This is a genomic window from Segatella maculosa OT 289 (assembly GCF_000243015.1).
GTDB lineage: Bacteria > Bacteroidota > Bacteroidia > Bacteroidales > Bacteroidaceae > Prevotella > Prevotella maculosa.
Map to the genome: position 1 here is coordinate 17,117 of NZ_JH594501.1, position 18,581 is coordinate 35,697.

At 49.4% G+C, this 18,581-nt stretch carries 13 protein-coding genes and 1 tRNA gene; 4 read left to right on the top strand and 10 right to left on the bottom strand.

Going from position 1 to position 18,581, the window contains the following annotated elements; genetic code table 11:
- Positions 1-136: 136 nt before the first annotated feature.
- From HMPREF9944_RS02400 to HMPREF9944_RS02430, 7 genes are all read right to left on the bottom strand, one after another.
- Entirely contained in the window at positions 137-1,261 is a 1,125-nt protein-coding gene (locus HMPREF9944_RS02400) for a TlpA disulfide reductase family protein (protein WP_008564216.1), read from the bottom strand.
- A 128-nt stretch (positions 1,262-1,389) separates the two neighbouring features.
- A complete protein-coding gene (locus HMPREF9944_RS02405; protein ID WP_044113321.1) occupies positions 1,390-3,264 on the bottom strand; it encodes a DEAD/DEAH box helicase in 1,875 nt (624 codons plus the stop codon).
- Positions 3,265-3,526: 262 nt separating this feature from the next.
- Positions 3,527-4,507, bottom strand: a complete 981-nt coding sequence (gene ribD / locus HMPREF9944_RS02410; RefSeq protein WP_008564220.1) for a bifunctional diaminohydroxyphosphoribosylaminopyrimidine deaminase/5-amino-6-(5-phosphoribosylamino)uracil reductase RibD — start codon at positions 4,505-4,507, stop codon at positions 3,527-3,529.
- A gap of 30 nt (positions 4,508-4,537) precedes the next feature.
- On the bottom strand, positions 4,538-5,326 hold the full coding sequence (locus HMPREF9944_RS02415) for an ADP-ribosylglycohydrolase family protein (RefSeq protein WP_044113235.1): 789 nt from the start codon (positions 5,324-5,326) through the stop codon (positions 4,538-4,540).
- A gap of 54 nt (positions 5,327-5,380) precedes the next feature.
- Positions 5,381-5,452, bottom strand: a tRNA-Arg gene (locus tag HMPREF9944_RS02420).
- 153 nt (positions 5,453-5,605) lie between these two features.
- Positions 5,606-6,898: an L-cysteine desulfidase family protein gene (locus HMPREF9944_RS02425; RefSeq protein WP_008564222.1), complete on the bottom strand. Its 1,293-nt coding sequence runs from the start codon at positions 6,896-6,898 to the stop codon at positions 5,606-5,608.
- 11 nt (positions 6,899-6,909) lie between these two features.
- Complete coding sequence (locus HMPREF9944_RS02430; RefSeq protein ID WP_008564223.1) at positions 6,910-9,030, bottom strand: protein-disulfide reductase DsbD family protein; 2,121 nt, start codon at positions 9,028-9,030, stop codon at positions 6,910-6,912.
- A gap of 716 nt (positions 9,031-9,746) precedes the next feature.
- On the opposite strand from HMPREF9944_RS02430, the gene HMPREF9944_RS02435 reads away from it, so the two are divergent.
- Positions 9,747-10,247, top strand: coding sequence for a hypothetical protein (locus HMPREF9944_RS02435; RefSeq protein WP_244861099.1), 501 nt, complete (start codon positions 9,747-9,749; stop codon positions 10,245-10,247).
- A gap of 140 nt (positions 10,248-10,387) precedes the next feature.
- Here the strand turns inward: HMPREF9944_RS02435 and HMPREF9944_RS02440 are convergent, their stop codons facing one another.
- From HMPREF9944_RS02440 to HMPREF9944_RS02450, 3 genes are all read right to left on the bottom strand, one after another.
- Positions 10,388-13,204 (bottom strand): M16 family metallopeptidase, encoded by a 2,817-nt coding sequence (locus tag HMPREF9944_RS02440; protein ID WP_008564231.1) that lies wholly within the window; start codon positions 13,202-13,204, stop codon positions 10,388-10,390.
- Between the two features lie 863 nt (positions 13,205-14,067).
- A complete protein-coding gene (locus HMPREF9944_RS02445; RefSeq protein ID WP_008564232.1) occupies positions 14,068-16,257 on the bottom strand; it encodes a glutamine synthetase III family protein in 2,190 nt (729 codons plus the stop codon).
- A 96-nt stretch (positions 16,258-16,353) separates the two neighbouring features.
- Positions 16,354-16,722 carry a winged helix-turn-helix transcriptional regulator gene (locus tag HMPREF9944_RS02450; RefSeq protein WP_008564233.1) on the bottom strand — a complete coding sequence of 123 codons (369 nt, stop codon included), beginning with the start codon at positions 16,720-16,722 and terminating at the stop codon, positions 16,354-16,356.
- Positions 16,723-16,939: 217 nt separating this feature from the next.
- Between HMPREF9944_RS02450 and HMPREF9944_RS02455 the strand changes: the two genes are divergently transcribed.
- The 3 genes from HMPREF9944_RS02455 to HMPREF9944_RS02465 are packed head-to-tail and all read left to right on the top strand — an operon-like array spanning position 16,940 to position 18,567.
- The gene (locus HMPREF9944_RS02455) at positions 16,940-17,773 is read left to right on the top strand and encodes an MBL fold metallo-hydrolase (RefSeq protein WP_008564234.1); all 834 of its coding nucleotides are present in this window, start codon (positions 16,940-16,942) and stop codon (positions 17,771-17,773) included.
- Positions 17,774-17,809: 36 nt separating this feature from the next.
- A complete protein-coding gene (locus HMPREF9944_RS02460) occupies positions 17,810-18,256 on the top strand; it encodes a cupin domain-containing protein (RefSeq protein ID WP_008564235.1) in 447 nt (148 codons plus the stop codon).
- A complete protein-coding gene (locus tag HMPREF9944_RS02465; protein WP_008564236.1) occupies positions 18,250-18,567 on the top strand; it encodes a MarR family transcriptional regulator in 318 nt (105 codons plus the stop codon). Before HMPREF9944_RS02460 ends, HMPREF9944_RS02465 begins: the two co-directional genes overlap by 7 nt.
- Positions 18,568-18,581: the final 14 nt, after the last annotated feature.

Sequence of the window (18,581 nt, forward strand, 5' to 3'; positions counted from 1 at the left end):
TGACTTTGAAACATCGCATGCAAGTTGTTGGTTCTCAATGCCAAAACTGTTGCGCATCAACTACTTGCATTCAATGTTCTGATGCGTGCCCAATAACGGGGCGTTTTATCTGAAATCGCGATGCTCCGAAAGCGTGTTATTTCCCAAAAGTCTCGTCCATGAACTGATAAAATGCAGGGTCTTCGCCCACAACCGTCCTCACAATCTTGCCGTCGGGACCTACAAGTATCTTCGTGGGAAAGCCCCTCACGCCGTAATCGGCAAGCACCTTGCTGTCTTTCGGATTGTAGACATGGAGCCAAGGCAGCTCATGTTTCTTCACGGCCGCTTTCCATTTGTCTTCCGGGTCGTTGCAGTCGATGCCCAAAATCTCGAATTTTCCGGCATATTTCTTATAATATTCCTTCATTTGAGGCATGCCGCGGATACACCAAATGCACCATGAACCCCAGAAATCAAGCAGCACATACTTGCCTTTCAGGCTCGAAAGCGACAGCGGTTTGCCGTGAATATCGTTCAACGTGAAGTCGGGTGCCACGACACCGGCAGCCTGTGCGGCCTTCGATTTGGCCTCAGCTTCGGCCTGTTTCTTGTAATCATCGATGGCACGTTGCAGGTAACTCTTCATTCGTCCAGTCTTTACTGTGGCGGAAAGCAGCTTGGCCGCTTCCTCGATTTTCTCGCCTTCCAAAGACGTAACGGCTGCGGCTGCGGCCTCCCAATCGGGATGCGACTTGACAAAACCCATGATGGCATCGTTGATTTTCTGCTCAAACCCGGGTGCCTTTTCCTCATATTCTTTCATCACCTTGGCGCGTTCCTCGCCCGCTTCGATGCGTTTTGAAAGGCTTTCCGTGAAGTCTTGAAGTGCTTTCTGGGCCACTTCGAGTTCTCGGTCGAACTGTCCATACTGCTGATAGAACCTGCTTCCGCCGATATCATAGCGCGAATTGAGGTCGCCTTTCAGCTCGACTGTCTCGCCGGGAACAGCTATAATGCTGAGTCGTTTGCGCTCCGTTCGGTGCAAAGTTCCCATCGATACGAGGAAAATATCCTTGGGTTCGTCCAGCCGAAGCGTTGCATTGAACCGGTCGTTCTTCACAAGAATGGTGTCGCGACGGTAGCCGTTGTCTTGCGGAATAAGGGCCACCACGGTGTCACCGAAGTTCTTCAATTCGGATTTCACCGTGAAATTACCGTCGGCAGCAGCTGCCGTCTGCGCGCAAAGCAGCAGCGAAAGGCCTAAAAACATTTTATTCATCTTTCTTTGTCTTTTGTGATTATTGATGCAAAACGGCTGCCATGGTCGGGCCATCGCAGCTTTTACAAACGCAAAAATATAAAATAAAGGCCCTGAATGTAGCATTCAGAGCCTTTCTTTAAGTATTTTTATTTCTTTTTCGGACGCCTTCTTGCCCAGCCTTCTTCACTGAAATCGGGCACTTCGCCCTTGAGTTTGAAGTCACTTCCATTGATAAGACTGCGCCAATCTGTCTCGTTTCCGGTCTCATGTTGACGCTGACGGCGGGCCTGACGCTCCTCCGTTCGCTTGCCGGAACGCCCACCTCGGTTGCCTTTCTCCTTGCGGTTGTCCCGGTTTCCGCGTCCGTGACCGGTGTCATCGGCATCATTACAGCGCACTTCGCGGCCCTTATAGCTCGTTCCGTTCAAGGCATTCATCACCCGTTGCGCGTCATCTTCGGGCACTTCTATATAAGAGAACTTCTGAAGCAAGTCGATATGGCCCACTTCCTGCCGCCCGTGAACGTGCTTGTTGAGGTATTGCATGATTTCACCGGGATAGAAACCGTCGCTCTTTCCAAGGTTGATGAAGAGCCTGCGATAGCCGCTTTCGGCCTCATGCTTGCGGCGTCCGCCACTCACTTTGCCCCGCATCGTGCGCTCGCCCCGCTCACTTCGGCCGGCTTTCCCGGCCATCGGCTTCTCTATTTCGGGCGCATTCCGGTAGTAATCCAAGAAGCGTCCGAAGGTGACGGTGACCATTTTCTTGATGATGTCCTCCTTGTCAACATACTCAAAACGGCGCATGATGTCGTCCATATAGGGTGCGATTTGGTCCTCATCAACGTCGGTTTTCATGATGTCGTCCATCACTTTAAAAAGCTGTTTCTTGCAGATTTCCTCGGCTTTCGGCAGTTCTCCGTCGATAAAGTCCTTGCCGATTTGCTTCTCAATCTGCCTTACTTTCCACTTCTCCTTGATGTGTATGATGCTGATAGAGGTGCCCTTCTTGCCCGCACGCCCCGTTCTTCCGCTTCGATGCGTGTAGCTTTCGATGTCATCGGGCAGTCCGTAGTTGATGACATGGGTAAGGTCGTCCACGTCGAGCCCTCGTGCTGCCACGTCGGTTGCCACAAGTAGCTGCACCGTATGGCGGCGGAACTTCTGCATGGTGAGGTCTCTTTGCTGCTGACTCAGGTCGCCATGCAAGGCTTCGGCATTGTAACCGTCTTTGATCAGCTTGTCGGCTATCTCCTGTGTCTCGAGCTTTGTGCGACAGAAAACAATGGCGAAGATGCGCGGATGAAAGTCGACGATGCGCTTCAAGGCGTGATATTTGTCCTTGGAATGCACGAGATAGTAGATGTGGTTCACGTGTTCCGCACCCTCGTTTCGGCTACCCACGACGATTTCCTTATAGTCGTGGAGATAGCTTTTGGCCACTTTCTCCACCTCACGGCTCATAGTTGCCGAGAAAAGAAGCGTGTTCCTGTCTTCCGGAAGCTGCTCGAATATGGCGTTGATACTGTCGGAAAAGCCCATGTTCAGCATCTCATCGGCCTCGTCGAGCACCACGTTATTGACCTGACTGAGCTCCATTACGCCGCGATTGATAAGGTCTACCAATCGTCCGGGCGTTGCAACAACAATCTGAACGCCATGCTTTATGGCGCGAATCTGCGGGCGAATGTCGGCCCCTCCATACACCGGAACCACGTGAAGACCGTCGATATACTTGCTGAAATCCTTCAGGTCGTCGGCAATCTGCACGCAGAGCTCGCGCGTAGGACTCAAAACGATGGCCTGCGTTGCACGGTTCTGTGCATCGACCTTCTGCAACAAAGGCAGTCCGAAGGCTGCCGTTTTGCCCGTGCCTGTCTGTGCAAGTGCGATGACATCGTTCTTGTTGCCTAACAAATAAGGGATTACTTCTTCCTGAACAGGCATCGGATGTTCGAAACCCAACTCTTCAATGGCGCGGCGAATCGCTTCGCTAACGCCCAATTCTTCAAATGTTTTCAATTTTTTCTGATTAAATGTGAAGGTACAAACGCCCTCCCAGCCATTTAATCCGGGCGTACTCACCTTCTGAATCCATGGAAGTTGATTACCTATGTTTAACTCCAACTTCCTCAAAGTCGGCTGCAAAGGTAAACATTCTCCGTGAACAAGGAGAAAGAAAAAAGGTAAAAAAGCATAAAATACCCACCCCGGTCTCCCCAAGGGAGGGAGTTTCACCCGGCCCCTCCAGAAGAAAGAGGACGGAATTACGGCCGTTTGGGTATTATAGTCTTGGTTGATGAGAGAACAATCGGCATAAGGTGGTGATTTGATTTCCGCCGATTTGTTCTGTCTTTACAACGCATGTGTTGCCCGGAATGGGCGGGGCAGCGATGCCTTCAGCAATGGTTGTGGGAGCCGTTTCCACGCGTATTTCGTCCCAAAGTCCGCGTTCAAGGAACGCTTGCAGGGTCTTATTGCCCCCCTCAACAATAAGACTTTGCTTCTTTTCGGCATAAAGTCGGGCCAGCACTTCATCGATGGTGGCAGCCACAATCCAGCCTTCGGGCCGTTCGTTTGCAGCCGACATGGAGGGCGAAAGTACGATGCGCTCAGGGTTAGGGCCGCTCCATTGACGCACGTCGAGACGGGGATGATCGGTTAGAAAGGTGGTATGACCAACGAGAATGGCATCATTTTCAGCCCGCATCTTGTGCACCAATAGCTGTGTTTCGGGCGTGGAAAGTTGCAAAGGGCCGTCGTTTCGGGCAATAAAGCCATTGGCGGTCTGTGCCCACTTCAAAATGATATAGGGGCGATGTTGCTCGTTGAACGTGATGAAACGGCGGTTCAAAACCAGACATTCCTGCTCCATGACGCCCACGATGACCTCGATTCCGGCCTCTCGCATGCGTTGAATGCCACGTCCCTGCACCTTTGCAAAGGGGTCAATACAGCCACAGACGCATCGCTTGATGCCCTTACTGATAATCAAATCTGCACAAGGTGGCGTCTTTCCATAGTGGGAACAAGGTTCTAATGACACGTAGATTGTGGCCTCTGGTAACAAGGAATTGTCTTCCGGTTTGACGCTTGTAAAGGCGTTAACCTCGGCATGTGGCCCGCCGAAATGCATGTGATAGCCCTCGCCGATGATATGACCTTGGGCCACAATCACAGCTCCCACCATTGGGTTGGGCTTTGCTTTCAGCCGTCCGTTCTCGGCCAATTGCAGGCAACGTTTCATGTAATATTCATGCTCCATCGCCTGCAAACTTACAAAAAATCTTTGATATCAGAGTCCGTTCTGTATTTTTTCGTGAAACAAGGTGATGACATCAAGCATCTCGTCCGGCAGATATGAATAGGCCTTCTCAACCATTTCTTCAGGTATTTCATAGTAAGATTCGGCGATAGAACCACAGATAGCAGCCTTCGTATCCGTGTCACCTCCGGCCGCAACTGCTGTGCGTATGGCGTCTTCAAAGCTTTGACTTTCCATGAAACAACTGATGGCATAAGGCACAGTCTCATTACATAAGCCGTCGAAATGGCCCTCGCTTCCGATCTTATAAATATCACGAAGCGACGTAAGATGGTAGCCGAAGTTGCGCCGAACGGCACTTTCTATCTCGTCTTTTGTGATGCGACAGGTGCGAAGCCAGTAGATAAGGGTAGCCACACACTGTGCCCCGTTGATGCCATCGGGGTGATTATGGCTCACAACGGCACTCTTTTCTGCCTCGCGAAGCACGTCATGATAGTCATCGAAAAGCCAGCCGATGGGACTCACTCTCATGGCCGAACCGTTGCCACTGCTGCCATATGGCTGCGGATTTTCACTTTCCACCCAAAGCGAAAACTTGTCACCATAGCCTCCCATAGGGGTGGGATAGCGACGGCACCAAGCGTGAAGCGTCTCGCCATATGGCTGATTGTGCAAGATAGCATCAGCTATGGCTACCGTGCAAATCGTGTCGTCTGTGAAGTTACAATCAGACGTAAAAAGTTCAAAATCCGATGTTGTTTGCTTTGAAAATTCAAAGCGTGAACCGACAATGTCTCCAATGATAGCTCCAAGCATGGCAGTAAGGTTAATACGGGTTGATAGATGTTGCAGAGCCATGGCTCCTTGTTGTGGTCTCACCGAGAATCGAACTCGGATCTAATCTTTAGGAGAGACTTGTTCTATCCATTGAACTATGAGACCCCACTTCATGCTATACATTATGCAAAGATACAATAATTTGGAGAAAAACCGCTATATTCAGAGTATAAATTTGAAGTTCCCTACTGAAGTTCAAAATGGCATTTTGAAGATGTAGAAGATAACAATGCAAAGTAATACCTTATTTCTGACGCTTCAACACCCCTGCTTGCTCGTCATGATTCGCAGCACCATGTCGTCTGTTGCACACATAGCTTCCTTGCCGATGCTGGTCAAATTGTGGATACTTTGGTCCACACAATCGTCGATGATACCCTCGGCAGAGGTCACATGTCGCCCTTCGCGGGCCAGAAGTGCACTCAAAAGGGCCGTACTGACGCCTGAACATATCTTCAAAGAGCAGCTGGGTTTGGCACCATCGCATATCATTCCGGTGAGGTTAGCAATCATGTTCTTCACCGCATGGCACACATCTTGGTAGCTTCCTCCCATGAGATAAGTAATCCCACAGCTGCTTCCTATGCTCGCAACCACGCAACCACAGAGGGCACTTAGCTTGCCAAGACTTTGCTTGATGTAGATAGCTGTGAGGTGACTCAACATGAGTGCGCGAATCAATTCCTCTTCGGTATTCTCGTTTTCTTCGGCATATACGGCCACAGGATTGGTGGCACAGATGCCTTGGTTGCCCGACCCTGAGTTGCTCATCACAGGAATCATGGCGCCTCCCATACGTGCATCGCAAGCCGAAGCCGTGGTGGCAATGATATGAGAGAAGATACTATTGCCGAAAATTCCATGGCTCAAAGGGCGGTCCATGGTCTTTCCAAGGCAGTGACCATAGTTGCCCTTGCGGCTTTCGCGAGCTGCCCGAAGATTGTATTCCTTGGTTTTGAGAATGAAACGAAGCTCGTCTGTCGGTGCTGTCGTAGCGAAATCCCACACGAGCTTCATGTTCAGTTGAATGTCGTTTTCGGCCGTTTCTTCACTACATGCCTGCCGTTTGTCAAGCAAAATCCTATCGTCTTGCGCCTCAAAGACAAAGTGGGTGTGTGCCCCGGAGATGATGGCTGTGGCCTGATGTCCCTCACTCTCGCAGGTCACCTCCACGTAAAGCTTCTCGCAACTGTTGCTCTTCAGCCCGATACAGATGCGGTCTTCGGCCACAAACTGCTTGCCTTCTTCGAGCGATTCGGGCGAAAGATCCTTGATAACTTCAAGCTGATAGTCGCTCTTTCCTATCAAACTGCCGAGCGCAATGGCGATAGGAAGGCCTATCATTCCTGTGCCCGGAATGCCTACTCCCATAGCGTTTTTCAGGATATTTGCACTGAGTAGCACCTTGATTCCTTCCGGTTTGCAGCCCAAGAGCTCCGTGGCACGGGCCGTACAGAGGGCCACTGCCATCGGTTCCGTACAGCCTACAGCGGGCACGACCTCGCGGTTAACGAGGTCGAGTATGTGTTTTCGCGTTTCTTTATCAAGCATTTCGGAAAGGATTATCTCTTCTTTTGATAAGCATCAAGACCCTTCTTCAGGAAGTTGATATAGGCGTTTACGTCTTTATTGTAGGCATAACTTCCGGCCAAAGGATTGCCTTCGTTGTCTACCGGCACATAGAATGGTTGGGCATTGGCACCGAACTTACTGCGTTGCAGATAGCTCCATTTGTCGCCAATTGTGCGAAGTATGCGCTTCTGCCCATTCTCTTTGATTTCTATTTCCTGTGGAAGAGGCATGTTATCGTCCACATATAGCGAGATAAGCACATAGTCCTTCTCCAGAATTTCCATGACACGTGGGTCGGTCCACACAGCAGCTTCCATGTTACGACAGTTCGTACAACCATATCCGGTGAAGTCTATTAGCACGGGTTTTCTTAGGCTTTTCGCCGCAGCCATACCCGTTTCGTAGTCTGTATAGTGGGCTTTCACGACCTTGGTGTTAAGGTTAAAGTCTTGCGTTTCCATCGGGGGAGCGAATGCACTCACGGCTTTTACGGGCGCACCCCACAGCCCCGGTACCATGTAAACCGCAAAAGCGAGCGAGCAAAGGCCCAACATGATGCACGGAACAGGCATCGGTTTGTTGATATCTCCGCCCACGGCATCGCTCTGGAACTTGAGTTTTCCGATGAGATAAAGGCCTAATGCTGCGAAAATCACAATCCAAATCGAAAGGAATACCTCGCGACTAAGCAGGTTCCAATGCGATGCCATGTCGGCCGTACTAAAGAACTTGAGCGAGAATGCCAGCTCAATGAAACCCAAGACTATCTTGATGGTGTTCATCCACGCACCCGACTTCGGAGCGCTCTTCAGCCAACTTGGGAACATGGCAAACAGCGTGAACGGCAAAGCCAAGGCCACAGCGAAGCCCAACATGCCGAAAGCCGGACCGAGAAGCGAGCCTGATGTGGTGGAAGCCACAAGCAGGAAGCCGATAATCGGGCCCGTGCATGAGAAGCTGACCAGCGTCAACGTGAATGCCATCAAGAAGATCGAGAGCAGTCCGGTGGTAGAAGATGCCTTCGAATCCACGGCATTTCCCCATTTCTCGGGCAGCTTTATCTCAAACCATCCGAAGAAACTTACGGCGAAAATCACCAGCATCAGGAAGAACACCATGTTGAAGAAAGGCTTCGTAGACCATGCGTTCAAGGCCGAAGGACCGAAGATTTGCGTCACGGCCAAGCCCAATGCGAGGTAGATAACCACGATAGAAATGCCGTAGGTGATGGCATCACGCACGCCTTTTCGCTTGTCGTCCTTCGCCCGTTTAAGGAAGAAACTCACGGTCATCGGTATGATTGGCCACACACAAGGGGTGAACAGCGCGAGCAAACCGCCCAAGAAGCCCATCAGAAAGATGTAGCTCCAGCTTTGATGTTCTGTGCCGTCGTTGCCGTTCTGTGCATTGAGTTGCTTGATGACCGGCTGCCATAGCGCGTCTTTCTCGGCCTTCGAGAGCGACGAATTGGCTGTGGCAGCCATGCTTGCTGCACTGTCTTGCCGTGCCTTTGCCATACTGTCGGCCTGCAATTTCGCCAAACCTTCCTGCGCATCTCGGTTGCCCTGTGCGGCAGCCATGGTCATAGCGGCCAACAATTCAGCAGAAGGCGCTTCCTTTCCGGCCTCGGCTTTCGCCTCTTTCGCAGCCGCAACGGCCGGACTCTTCCCCGACTTCTCGAACTCAACCGTCGTGGGTGGCAGGCAACTTTGGTCGTTGCAGGCACCGTATTCCAAATGGCCTTGCAGCACATAGTTGGGCTTTGTGAACCTCACTTTCTGCGTGAACGTGACGCCATGTTCGAAATAGCGCAGCGTCATGTCGAAGTTCTTGTCGTAGTTGGATATCTCTTTCCCGTGCGCCTGCAGCCGTCCCACGAGTTCAACACCGTCCATCTTCGTGGCCTTGAACGCTGCCGAAGTAGGCCCTTCAGCCCCAAGTCGCGTTGAATAAACATGCCATCCGGCGGCAATCTTGGCCGTGAACACAAGCTCGGCCTCGGCCGATTTGCCCGTATTCAGCCGGGCATTGAACTTCACGGGCGACTGGATTTGTGCACTTGCCATGAGGGTCAGCATGAGCATCACGGCGATTGAAGTTATCTTTTTCATGTCTTGTCGTTGTTTGTTTTAGCTGCAAATATACGAAATACTTATCAGACTGCACTCCCGATAAATGTTTTTTAAGACAGAAGAAGCCTCTCCTTTGACCATGATATAAGGATTTCGACACCGCCCACAACGTGATTCTGCCTCGAGAGATATAACACATTGCGAATTATCAGCGTGCAGATAAATTTGTCTCACCACGTAGAGAAATATTTCTCACCATGGTGATAAATATTTCTCTGCATGCAGATAAATTCGTCTCACCATGGTGATAATTCGCAATGTGTTATATCTCTCGAGGCAGAATCACGCTATGTCGGGTCTTATAGCTACGTTATCTCGAGCTTGGATATGTCGTTGGGTCTCCTGTTTCCCATAAAATCAAAGTGGATAGATGGTTCATAAGGAATCGCATCTTGCCCTTTTCAGGGGGGAGATAAGCGTATATGATGCGACAAGAGCGTTAATTAATTCAAATTACAAGCTGTTTTTTATAGTTTTATTGTTTTGCGTTGCTTTATTATTTATATTTGCAAAAGCAGACGGTTATCTGTAACAAATCATCGTCTGCCGCAGGGTTTAACTTATAAATTAATGCTTATGGAGAAGCGTTCGTGCTATGGAGCGTGTTTCGTTCTTGGTTTGTTAACTCATGGAACAGTGATGAACAAAGAGCATTTAATCATGAACAACGGGAATATTCTTAAAACACAGAAATGATGAAACAATATTTAATGTTGGTATTTTGGCTCCTTCCATTGGGAGTATTCGCACAGTCTGATAACTTTCGAGTTGAGGTTGCAACACAAGGGTGTATGTTTTATAGCGATTTCAAGCCTTACGCGCTTGGAGGAAGCCTTGGGTATAACATCACCGACCGCTTCTTTGTGAACGTAAAGGGTGAGTATGCCATCAACATGTTCAAAAAAGACGGCGTGAAGAGCTATGATGACTGTCTTGTTGCAGGGGTCAATGCAGGTTATACCTTCTTGAAAAGCAGCCTCATCGACATTGATGGGCGATTGGGGTTTGGAGATAACTTCAGAAAGAGCGAGAATTGGCGATACAGCTACTATGATGCGGGCATTTATGGACACTTGGGCAATTCGAAAGTGAAACCCATCATAGGTCTCGGTGTTCGCTATTATGATTCGAGGAACTCGTATTCTAAGGATTATACGCGCTTTTATGTCTCTATTGGTTTTGGCTTGAATTACTGATAGCTCAAGGTTGGAAAGGCTAAAAGAAAAGTAGTTGGACTTGTAAAATCATCGTAATCGTCTTCCAGACAGATACAGGCAACGAAAAAGCCGGGCGCATTGAGCGTCCGGCTTCTTCTATAGTATAAAGGTGTTGGGGCTTATTCCTTCGGCAACATCACGACGGTGATTTTGCTTCCCGTTGCAAGGAAGGCCTTCACGAAGGCCGAGATGCTTTGCGGGGTCTGTGCCTCAACGAGCTTCTTGTAGTCGGTGTAGGTATCGATGCCCAGCTTGTCATACTCGTAGATAGTGCTGTTCCAGAAGCCATTGGTCTTGGCTTTGTCGTCAATCTGCTTGAGCATGACGGCTTTCACCTTGCCGAGCATCTCTGCATCGCAGGTGTTGGCGAGCTTGTCAGCCTCTTCGGTCATAATCTTCAGGGCGATGTCCTTCTTTTCGGGCTTCATCGGGCAGACACCAATGAGTTGATAGCTCTTGTAACCGTCATCGGCGAGGGAAGAACCGCCGTATGCGCCGCACGAGTAGGCTGCGCTTGCTTCCTCACGAATCTCTTTCAGATAAAGCATGGAGAGCACTTGGGCTGCCATGTCCATCTGAATGCTCTTCTCAAGTGTGTAGGGCAGGCTTTCGTTATGCCAAACCATGTAGGCGTTGGCCTTTGGTGTTTCCATCTTACGCTGGAAGATGTTCTCAACTTTACCCTTTACCATGAAGCGGTTGCGCTTTGAGGCTGTGTTGATGGTCTTGGCAGGCAGTGAGCCAAGGTAGCGGCAGATGAGCGGACGAATGGTTGCTTCGTCGTAGTTGCCGATGATGGTGAACTCCCAACCGCGTGCACTTGCGGTGCGTTCCTTGGCCATTTGCAGAATGCGGTCGTAGCTGATGTTCTTCAAATCTTTGAAGAGCAGCGGTGCAACGCGGGGGTTGTGACCGTAGAGGGTGGCTGAAAGCGAATCGCTGAAAGCTGTCTCCGGAGAGAGTTCGCGGTTCTTCAACGCCAATTCATACTGCTGCATGAGGTTGTTGAAGGCGTCGTTGTCTTTCTTGATGTTGGTGAAGTAGAGATATACCATCTGCAACATCGTCTCTACGTCCTTGGGCGTTGCGTTGCCGTCGACGCTCATCTTGCGCTCGTTCATCGTCAAGTTTGCATTGGCAATCTTGCCGGCGAGGGCCTTTTGAAGCTCGGTACTGGAGAAGTTTCCAAGTCCGCTGATGCCGATAACATCGTCGAATGTGTTGAAGTTTGCAAAGTCTTTGAGGCCGTATGTGGTAGAACCACTGCCGCCATTACCGCTCAAGAGCACTTGGTCTTTCTTGAAGTCGGTCTTCTTGAGAATGACTTTCACGCCGTTGGAGAGCTGCAGTGTGGTGTAGTTGAACTTCTTACTCTTGGTTTCTTTCAAGATTTTGCCGGCCTTGGGCAGCTGTTTGAGGAGCGGTTCGTTCTTCACGTTGTCCACGTAGGCAGTGATTTGCGCTGCGCGGGCAGCCTTCACAGCGTCGAGCAGCTGCTCTTTTGTGGGATAAACATTACCTTCTTTCTCGTTGTTGAAGTTGATGATGACCATGTTGCTGTCGTTCTCTGGAATGAGTTCCTTGATTTGTTGGTTGACAGCTTCCAGCGGAATCATCGGCACAATCTGCTTCATTGTCTGATAAGTGTACTCGATTCCGGGCATTGGTTCATTGTTCAAGAAGTGGCCAAGGCACTCACGATAGAACTGTGAATTGTAGCGTTTGTCTTTATTGCTGTATTGTTTATCGAGCCTACTTAGGTAATCTTGCTTGAAACGGGCATATTCCGTAGCGGTGAAACCGAACGTTGCTGCACGCCGAGCTTCGATGAATGCGGCCTTCAAAGCGGCAGCAGTGAGGGTGATGTCCTTAGGCGAAGCATCGATAGAGAAGGCATCCTTGGTCTTTGCAAAGATGTAGTTGCCGTCGCCGGCATAAGCATTCACGAACGGACAGTCGGCCTTTTGCGCAGCCTCGGTGTAGCGGTTGTTGAGCATGCTTGCGATGGCATTGTTCAGATATTCGTAAATCAGATAGCGAATGTTGCCCTTCAGCGAGTCGGGGAACACGTCGTGCTTGAACATCAAGTTTACGCTTGAGCTCTGTTCTTCCTTGTCTTTGTCGATAATAACGATGGGTTCGGCATTGTCGGGCACGGGTTCGTCAACGATAGGAGCCTCGTTCTCGGGGTTCTTGATGTCGCCGAAGAGCTTCTTGATTTGTGCTTCGACCTTATCCACGTCTACATTACCGATGATGATGAGGCCTTGATGGTCGGGATGATACCATTTGTGGTAATAATCCACAAGCTCTTTGCGCTTGAAGTTGTCCACCACACTCATCAAACCGATAGGATAACGCAGACCATACTTGCTGCCGGGGTAGAGTGCGGGCAGGTTACGCTCGAACATTCTGCTTGAAGCACTCGTGCGAAGCCGCCATTCTTCGTGGATAACGCCGCGCTCTTTCTCGATTTCCTCTTGGTCGAGTGTCAGTCCGGTCGACCAATCGCGCAGGATAATCAGGCAGGTATCGATGGCCCCTGCACGCTGTGTAGGCACGTTGCTGATGTTATATACCGTCTGGTCGATGCTGGTATAGGCGTTCAAATCGGCCCCGAACTCGATACCGTTTGCCCTGCACCATTCGATGAGGTTGTTGCCTTTGAAATGGTCGGAGCCGTTGAAAGCCATGTGTTCCAAGAAGTGAGCCAAGCCACGCTGGCTTTCTTCCTCCTGAATGGAGCCCACTTTCTGGGCAATGTAGAAGTTGGCACGGTTCTCCGGCCAGTTGTTGTGACGGATATAATAGGTGAGCCCGTTCGAGAGCTTGCCTATTCTCACGTCCTTGTCTACCGGGATAGTCATCTGCGGCTGTGCCTGAGCCGTACCGGCCAGCATCAGTAGCGCAGCTACCCATAAGTTTTTAAGTTTCATGTATAAGTATTTTTGTTAGTGAATAAATCGCTTTACCATGCCGAAAGCCTGCACCATGCGCGTTTGTCTTGCGCTTATCGCGTGCCGTCGGACACTTGCAAAGGTAATATAAATAATGTAATTATGTTCGTTTTTATCATTTTTTTATGCTGTTTCAGTATGAATTTATCATTCAGAAAGCGTTTTTCAGCATGTATTAATTTTTACTTTGAACGTTGAGGTTCTTGACTTTGAATTTTGAACATTGAGTTTTGAACTTTAGGATTAGCTGAATGACCAGATAATTTGTAAGCAAGAGGCATGTAGGGACGCACGGCTCGTGCGTCCGCTCCAGCACGGTTGACGAATAAACAAGTTGACAAGCGAATGCGTTGCACGAACAATCAACTTGTCCACCCCGTTTACTCGTCGACTTATCAACTGAAAAACGGAACGGACGCACGAGCCGTGCGTCCCTACATGCCTCTTGTCAACAATCCATCTTATCATTCGGACTAATCCTAAAGGTCAAAATTCAATGTTCAAAGTCCAAAGACAGCTAATCATAAAGGTCAAAGTTCAATGGTCAAAGTTCAAAGGTAAGGTCCCTACATCGCACAAAGCATACAACTTGTCCACCCGTCTACTTATCAACTGTCAACCGAATTGATTATCAACGACTTGAACCTTACGTTTCAAACTCACCCATTTTGCACGCCAATATGGGTGAGATTAGCGTGCAATATGGCCCATATTACCGCGCAAAATAAGTGAGTTTGCAAAATAAAATGAACTGATATAGAAAATCAGATGCTAAAGACGAAGGCTGTTGCGCTTATTCTTACCCTTTTACCTTCTTACTTTTCTATCTTTTTGCTTTTCTTTTATCGGATAAACAGCAGCTCGCGATACTTCGGAAGCGTCCAAAGTTCGTCGCTCACCACGAGTTCCAACTTGTCCACCTGATAGCGAATGGCTGCCATCTTGGGCGCAACGGTGTCGTGATAGGCAAAGGCTCGCTCGCGGGCACCCTCGATTTTGTTGGCCACCTTGCGGGCATTGACCAGCTCTTCCACGCCCGTTTCGATGAGTTGTGTGCGCTCTGCAATCTCTTTGATGATGTTGATGTTGCGTGCCGTGAGCTGTTTGCCCTCTTCATGTCCGAAGATTTCGATCATACTTTGCACGTTCTTGGCCAATTGGCTCTGATAATGTGTGGCGACAGGCACGATATGATTCATCACAAGGTCGCCCATGACACGCGCTTCTATCTGGATTTTCTTCGTGTAGGTCTCCCATTTCACTTCGTTGCGGGCTTCTAATTCGTTGCGTTTCATCACGCCCGTGGTCTCAAACATCCTGATGCTGGCTTCGTTCAAATAGCGGTCGAAGCAGGCCGGACATGACGATTCGCAATCAAGTCCGCGCTTCCGTGCTTCCTCTTTCCATTCATCGCTGTAGCCATTGCCGTCGAAACGGATCGGTTTACAGGTCTTGATGTCCTCGCGAATCACGTCGATAATCGCCCCGGTTTTGTCTTCTCCCTTGGCAATAAGGGCATCGACGCGCTGCTTGAAGTTGGTGAGTGCCTCGGCAACTGCGGCATTCAGCACGATCATCGCACTGGCGCAATTGGCCTCACTGCCCACGGCGCGGAACTCAAAACGGTTACCCGTGAAGGCAAAAGGCGATGTTCTGTTGCGGTCGGTGTTGTCGATAAGCAGCTCAGGTATCTCAGGTATGTCGAGCTTCATGCCTTTTTTACCGGCCACAGTGAAGAGGTCTTTCTTGTCGGCCAGCTCAATATGGTCGAGCAAATCGCTGAGCTGTCTGCCCAAGAACGATGAGATAATGGCCGGAGGAGCCTCATTTGCACCGAGTCGATGGTCGTTGGTGGCACTCATTACGCTGGCTTTCAGCAAGCCATTATGCTTGTAAACGGCCATCAATGTCTCTACAATGAAGACCACAAACCGCAGATTGTCCTCGGCCGTCTTACCCGATTTGTGAAGCAAAATGCCTGTATCTGTGGTCAAACTCCAGTTATTATGCTTTCCACTTCCATTGATTCCGGCAAACGGTTTTTCATGAAGTAACACCCTAAAATGATGTTTATGAGCCACCTTTTTCATTAGACTCATCAACACCATATTATGGTCAACAGCGAGGTTACATTCCTCGAATATCGGTGCCAACTCAAATTGTCCGGGTGCCACTTCGTTATGTCTTGTCTTGCAAGGTATACCGAGTTCGAGGGCTTGCACTTCCAAATCCTTCATAAAGGCCTGCACCCTTTCGGGAATGGTGCCGAAATAATGATCGTCCATCTGCTGGTTCTTGGCTGAGTCATGTCCCATCAAAGTGCGGCCGGTCAGCATCAAATCGGGGCGAACCGAGTAGAGATCTTCGTCCACAAGGAAGTATTCTTGCTCCCAACCTAAGTTGGTGCTGACCTTCTTCACGTCTTTATTGAAGTAATGGCACACCTCTGTTGCGGCCACGTTCACAGCATGTAGTGAACGCAACAAGGGCGCTTTGTAGTCCAAGGCTTCGCCCGTATACGAGATGAAGATGGTAGGTATGCACAGCGTATCATCAATAATGAACACCGGAGACGTTGGATCCCATGCACTATATCCACGTGCTTCAAACGTATTTCTGATGCCTCCGTTGGGGAAAGAAGAGGCATCCGGCTCCTGTTGTGCCAGCAGTTTGCCCGAGAACTCCTCGATCATGCCACCCTTTCCGTCGTGTTCCACGAAGGCATCATGCTTCTCTGCCGTACCTTCCGTAAGGGGTTGGAACCAGTGAGTGTAGTGAGTCACGCCGTGTTCCTGCGCCCATTGCTTCATACCTTCAGCCACTGCGTCGGCTATCGAACGGTCGAGTCGGGTACCATTGTCTATAACATCCACCAATTTTTCATACACATCGACCGGCAAATACTTGTACATCTTCTGCCGATTGAACACATATTTCGCGAAATATTCAGACGGACGCTCCTTCATTACTGCCGTTTCTATCGGGCGTTTCCTGAACGCTTGGGCCACAGCCTCAAATCTTAAGTTTACCATTTTCTTCATTTTTATTCTGAACCTGCGTGATTCACTTCTACAATTATGGTTGCAAATATACGTTTTTTCTTTGTTATATCAAGGTTTGATGTTGTTTTATTTAAGATAAAATTGTGTCCTCGAGGCGATGATATCCTCCATATTGTCTGTTGCCCACGAGAGAAGTGCGTCGATAAGTGGCAGAAGACTCTTGCCTTTCTCGGTCAAAGAATACTCCACGCGCGGCGGAACTTCGGGAAAAGCCTCGCGATTTATCAAGCCGTCGGCCTCAAGCATCTTGAGTGTAGCGGTGAGAATCTTCTGCGAAATGTCGGGAATGCTGCGCTGCAACTCCTTGAACCGTATGCTTGGTTGGCCCTCCAAGGTGAACAGAACCAGCATCGACCACTTGTCACCCACCCGCGACAGCACGTTTCGAACAGGGCAATCGGGATAAAGAGCATTACGGATTTCGTTGTGTTTCATTGTCATTCTTCTTTGATTTGCCTCACAAAATTAGCCAATGGAGTGTAGGTCACGAAAGTTTTATGGTTAAACAATGTAAAACATCAGCCAGAAAGACGCGCTGTTTGCCCATTACTTACCTCTTTGTAACTGTCTTTCCTTTTCGTGCCTACTTGTTTCATCGGCTGATAAAGCATACCTTTGCAGCAGAAACAAGAAACAAATAAAGACAACAGAAATGAAAAAGAAAGTTATTTTGGCAGCCATCGCTGCACTGTTCACACTGACCGCCTTTGCACAAGGCAAGTTCGAAACACGCAAAGTGGGCAATTTTACCCTACATGTTTACAATTCCGGCGATGTAATGGCCGATGCAAGCTACATCGTTGAAGGCAAAAAAGGACTCGTAATCCTTGAAGAACCGCTTTTCAAAGCCAATGCTTCGGCCTTCGACACCTATGTAAAGAAGTTGAAAAAGCCCGTAGAAGCTCGCATCACCAACTATCATGAGGGGGCTACGGGAAGCCATGTTGTCATTCAACCCGAGGGCATGCACAAGTTTATGCACGAAGGAGTGTACGATGCAATGATGAAAGGTTTCCAACAATCTTTCGGTGACAAGATGGCCGAACGCCCCACGGGAAAGGCCAAGGAAGTGGCTTTTGGAAAGTCAGTCACGATAGACGGTGTCGTTTATCGGTTTGACAAGGGCCCTGACAACGATTTTCCGGCAGCCCAAATCCTCATCGGCAAACAAGTGGTTTTGATGCACTGGGCACCTGCAAAGGCCCACATGAACAACTTACAACTGGCCAACCGCGAGGCCGTAGCACAGGCATTGAAGGGCTTGAAGGCCGCAAAAGCCACAGGAGCACGCTTCTTCATCGGCGGACATGGCGGACTTTCGACGGTTGATGCCCTTGATTTCCGCATTCAATACTTGGAGAAAATGGAAACGCTTCTGCGTGAAAACGGTGATGCTTCGGCCTTTGTTGCGGCCCTTAAAAAGGCATATCCAGACTTGACAGGGGCAGAAGGATTGGAGGCTTTGGCAAAGAATCTCTATCAATAAGAAACATTATAAACAACAATTTTAAGGAACAAGATGATGAAAACAGTTGAAACAATCAAAGAAGGTAAGAACTTTACGGTAGTAAACGTGGGCAAACTCAGTGGCATTAAGGACTATGTTCTTCCGTTGGGTAATATTGAAATACCGGGCAAAGTGTTTGTCGGCGGAGCACTACATGCCACGGGTAGCGAGCTTTCTTTCCAAGCTTTTGCGCCCGGACAGGACAGTAGTTTCCTACACAAGCACAGGAATCACGAGGAACTCTACTTCATTTTGAAGGGCGAAGGCCTGTATCAAGTGGACGGAGAGCAGATACCCGTGAGCGAGGGAAGCGTCATTCGCGTGGCCCCGGAAGGCAAACGAGCACTGAAAAACACGGGAAATAGCGAGCTATTGATGCTCTGTGTGCAGTACAAAGGCAACACTTTTACAAAAGAAGATGCCCAAGATGGCACCATCTTGAACGATGAATTGAAATGGTAACCGACCCGCTTTTCCCCGATTGTCCGGTCCGCAATGTCCTCGCAAGGCTTTGCGGACCGAACACATTATGGGTCATTCACCTGCTGAACGAAAGGCAGGCGATGACGCAAGACGAACTTGAACAGGAGATGAAAGGGACGAAGCGAAGCGAGGTTTCGGCCGCCATCACCGTCTTGAAAGCCGACAATATCATCGTGTCTTGCCGGAATACTTACCGGCTTTCAGCCTTGGGAGCATCGATTGTGCCCTATATAAAAGGGCTGGTGAGATGGTGTGAGCAACAGGTTTCCCCCGACTCCTTCCAAAAATAGGCGGGGAAAGAAGC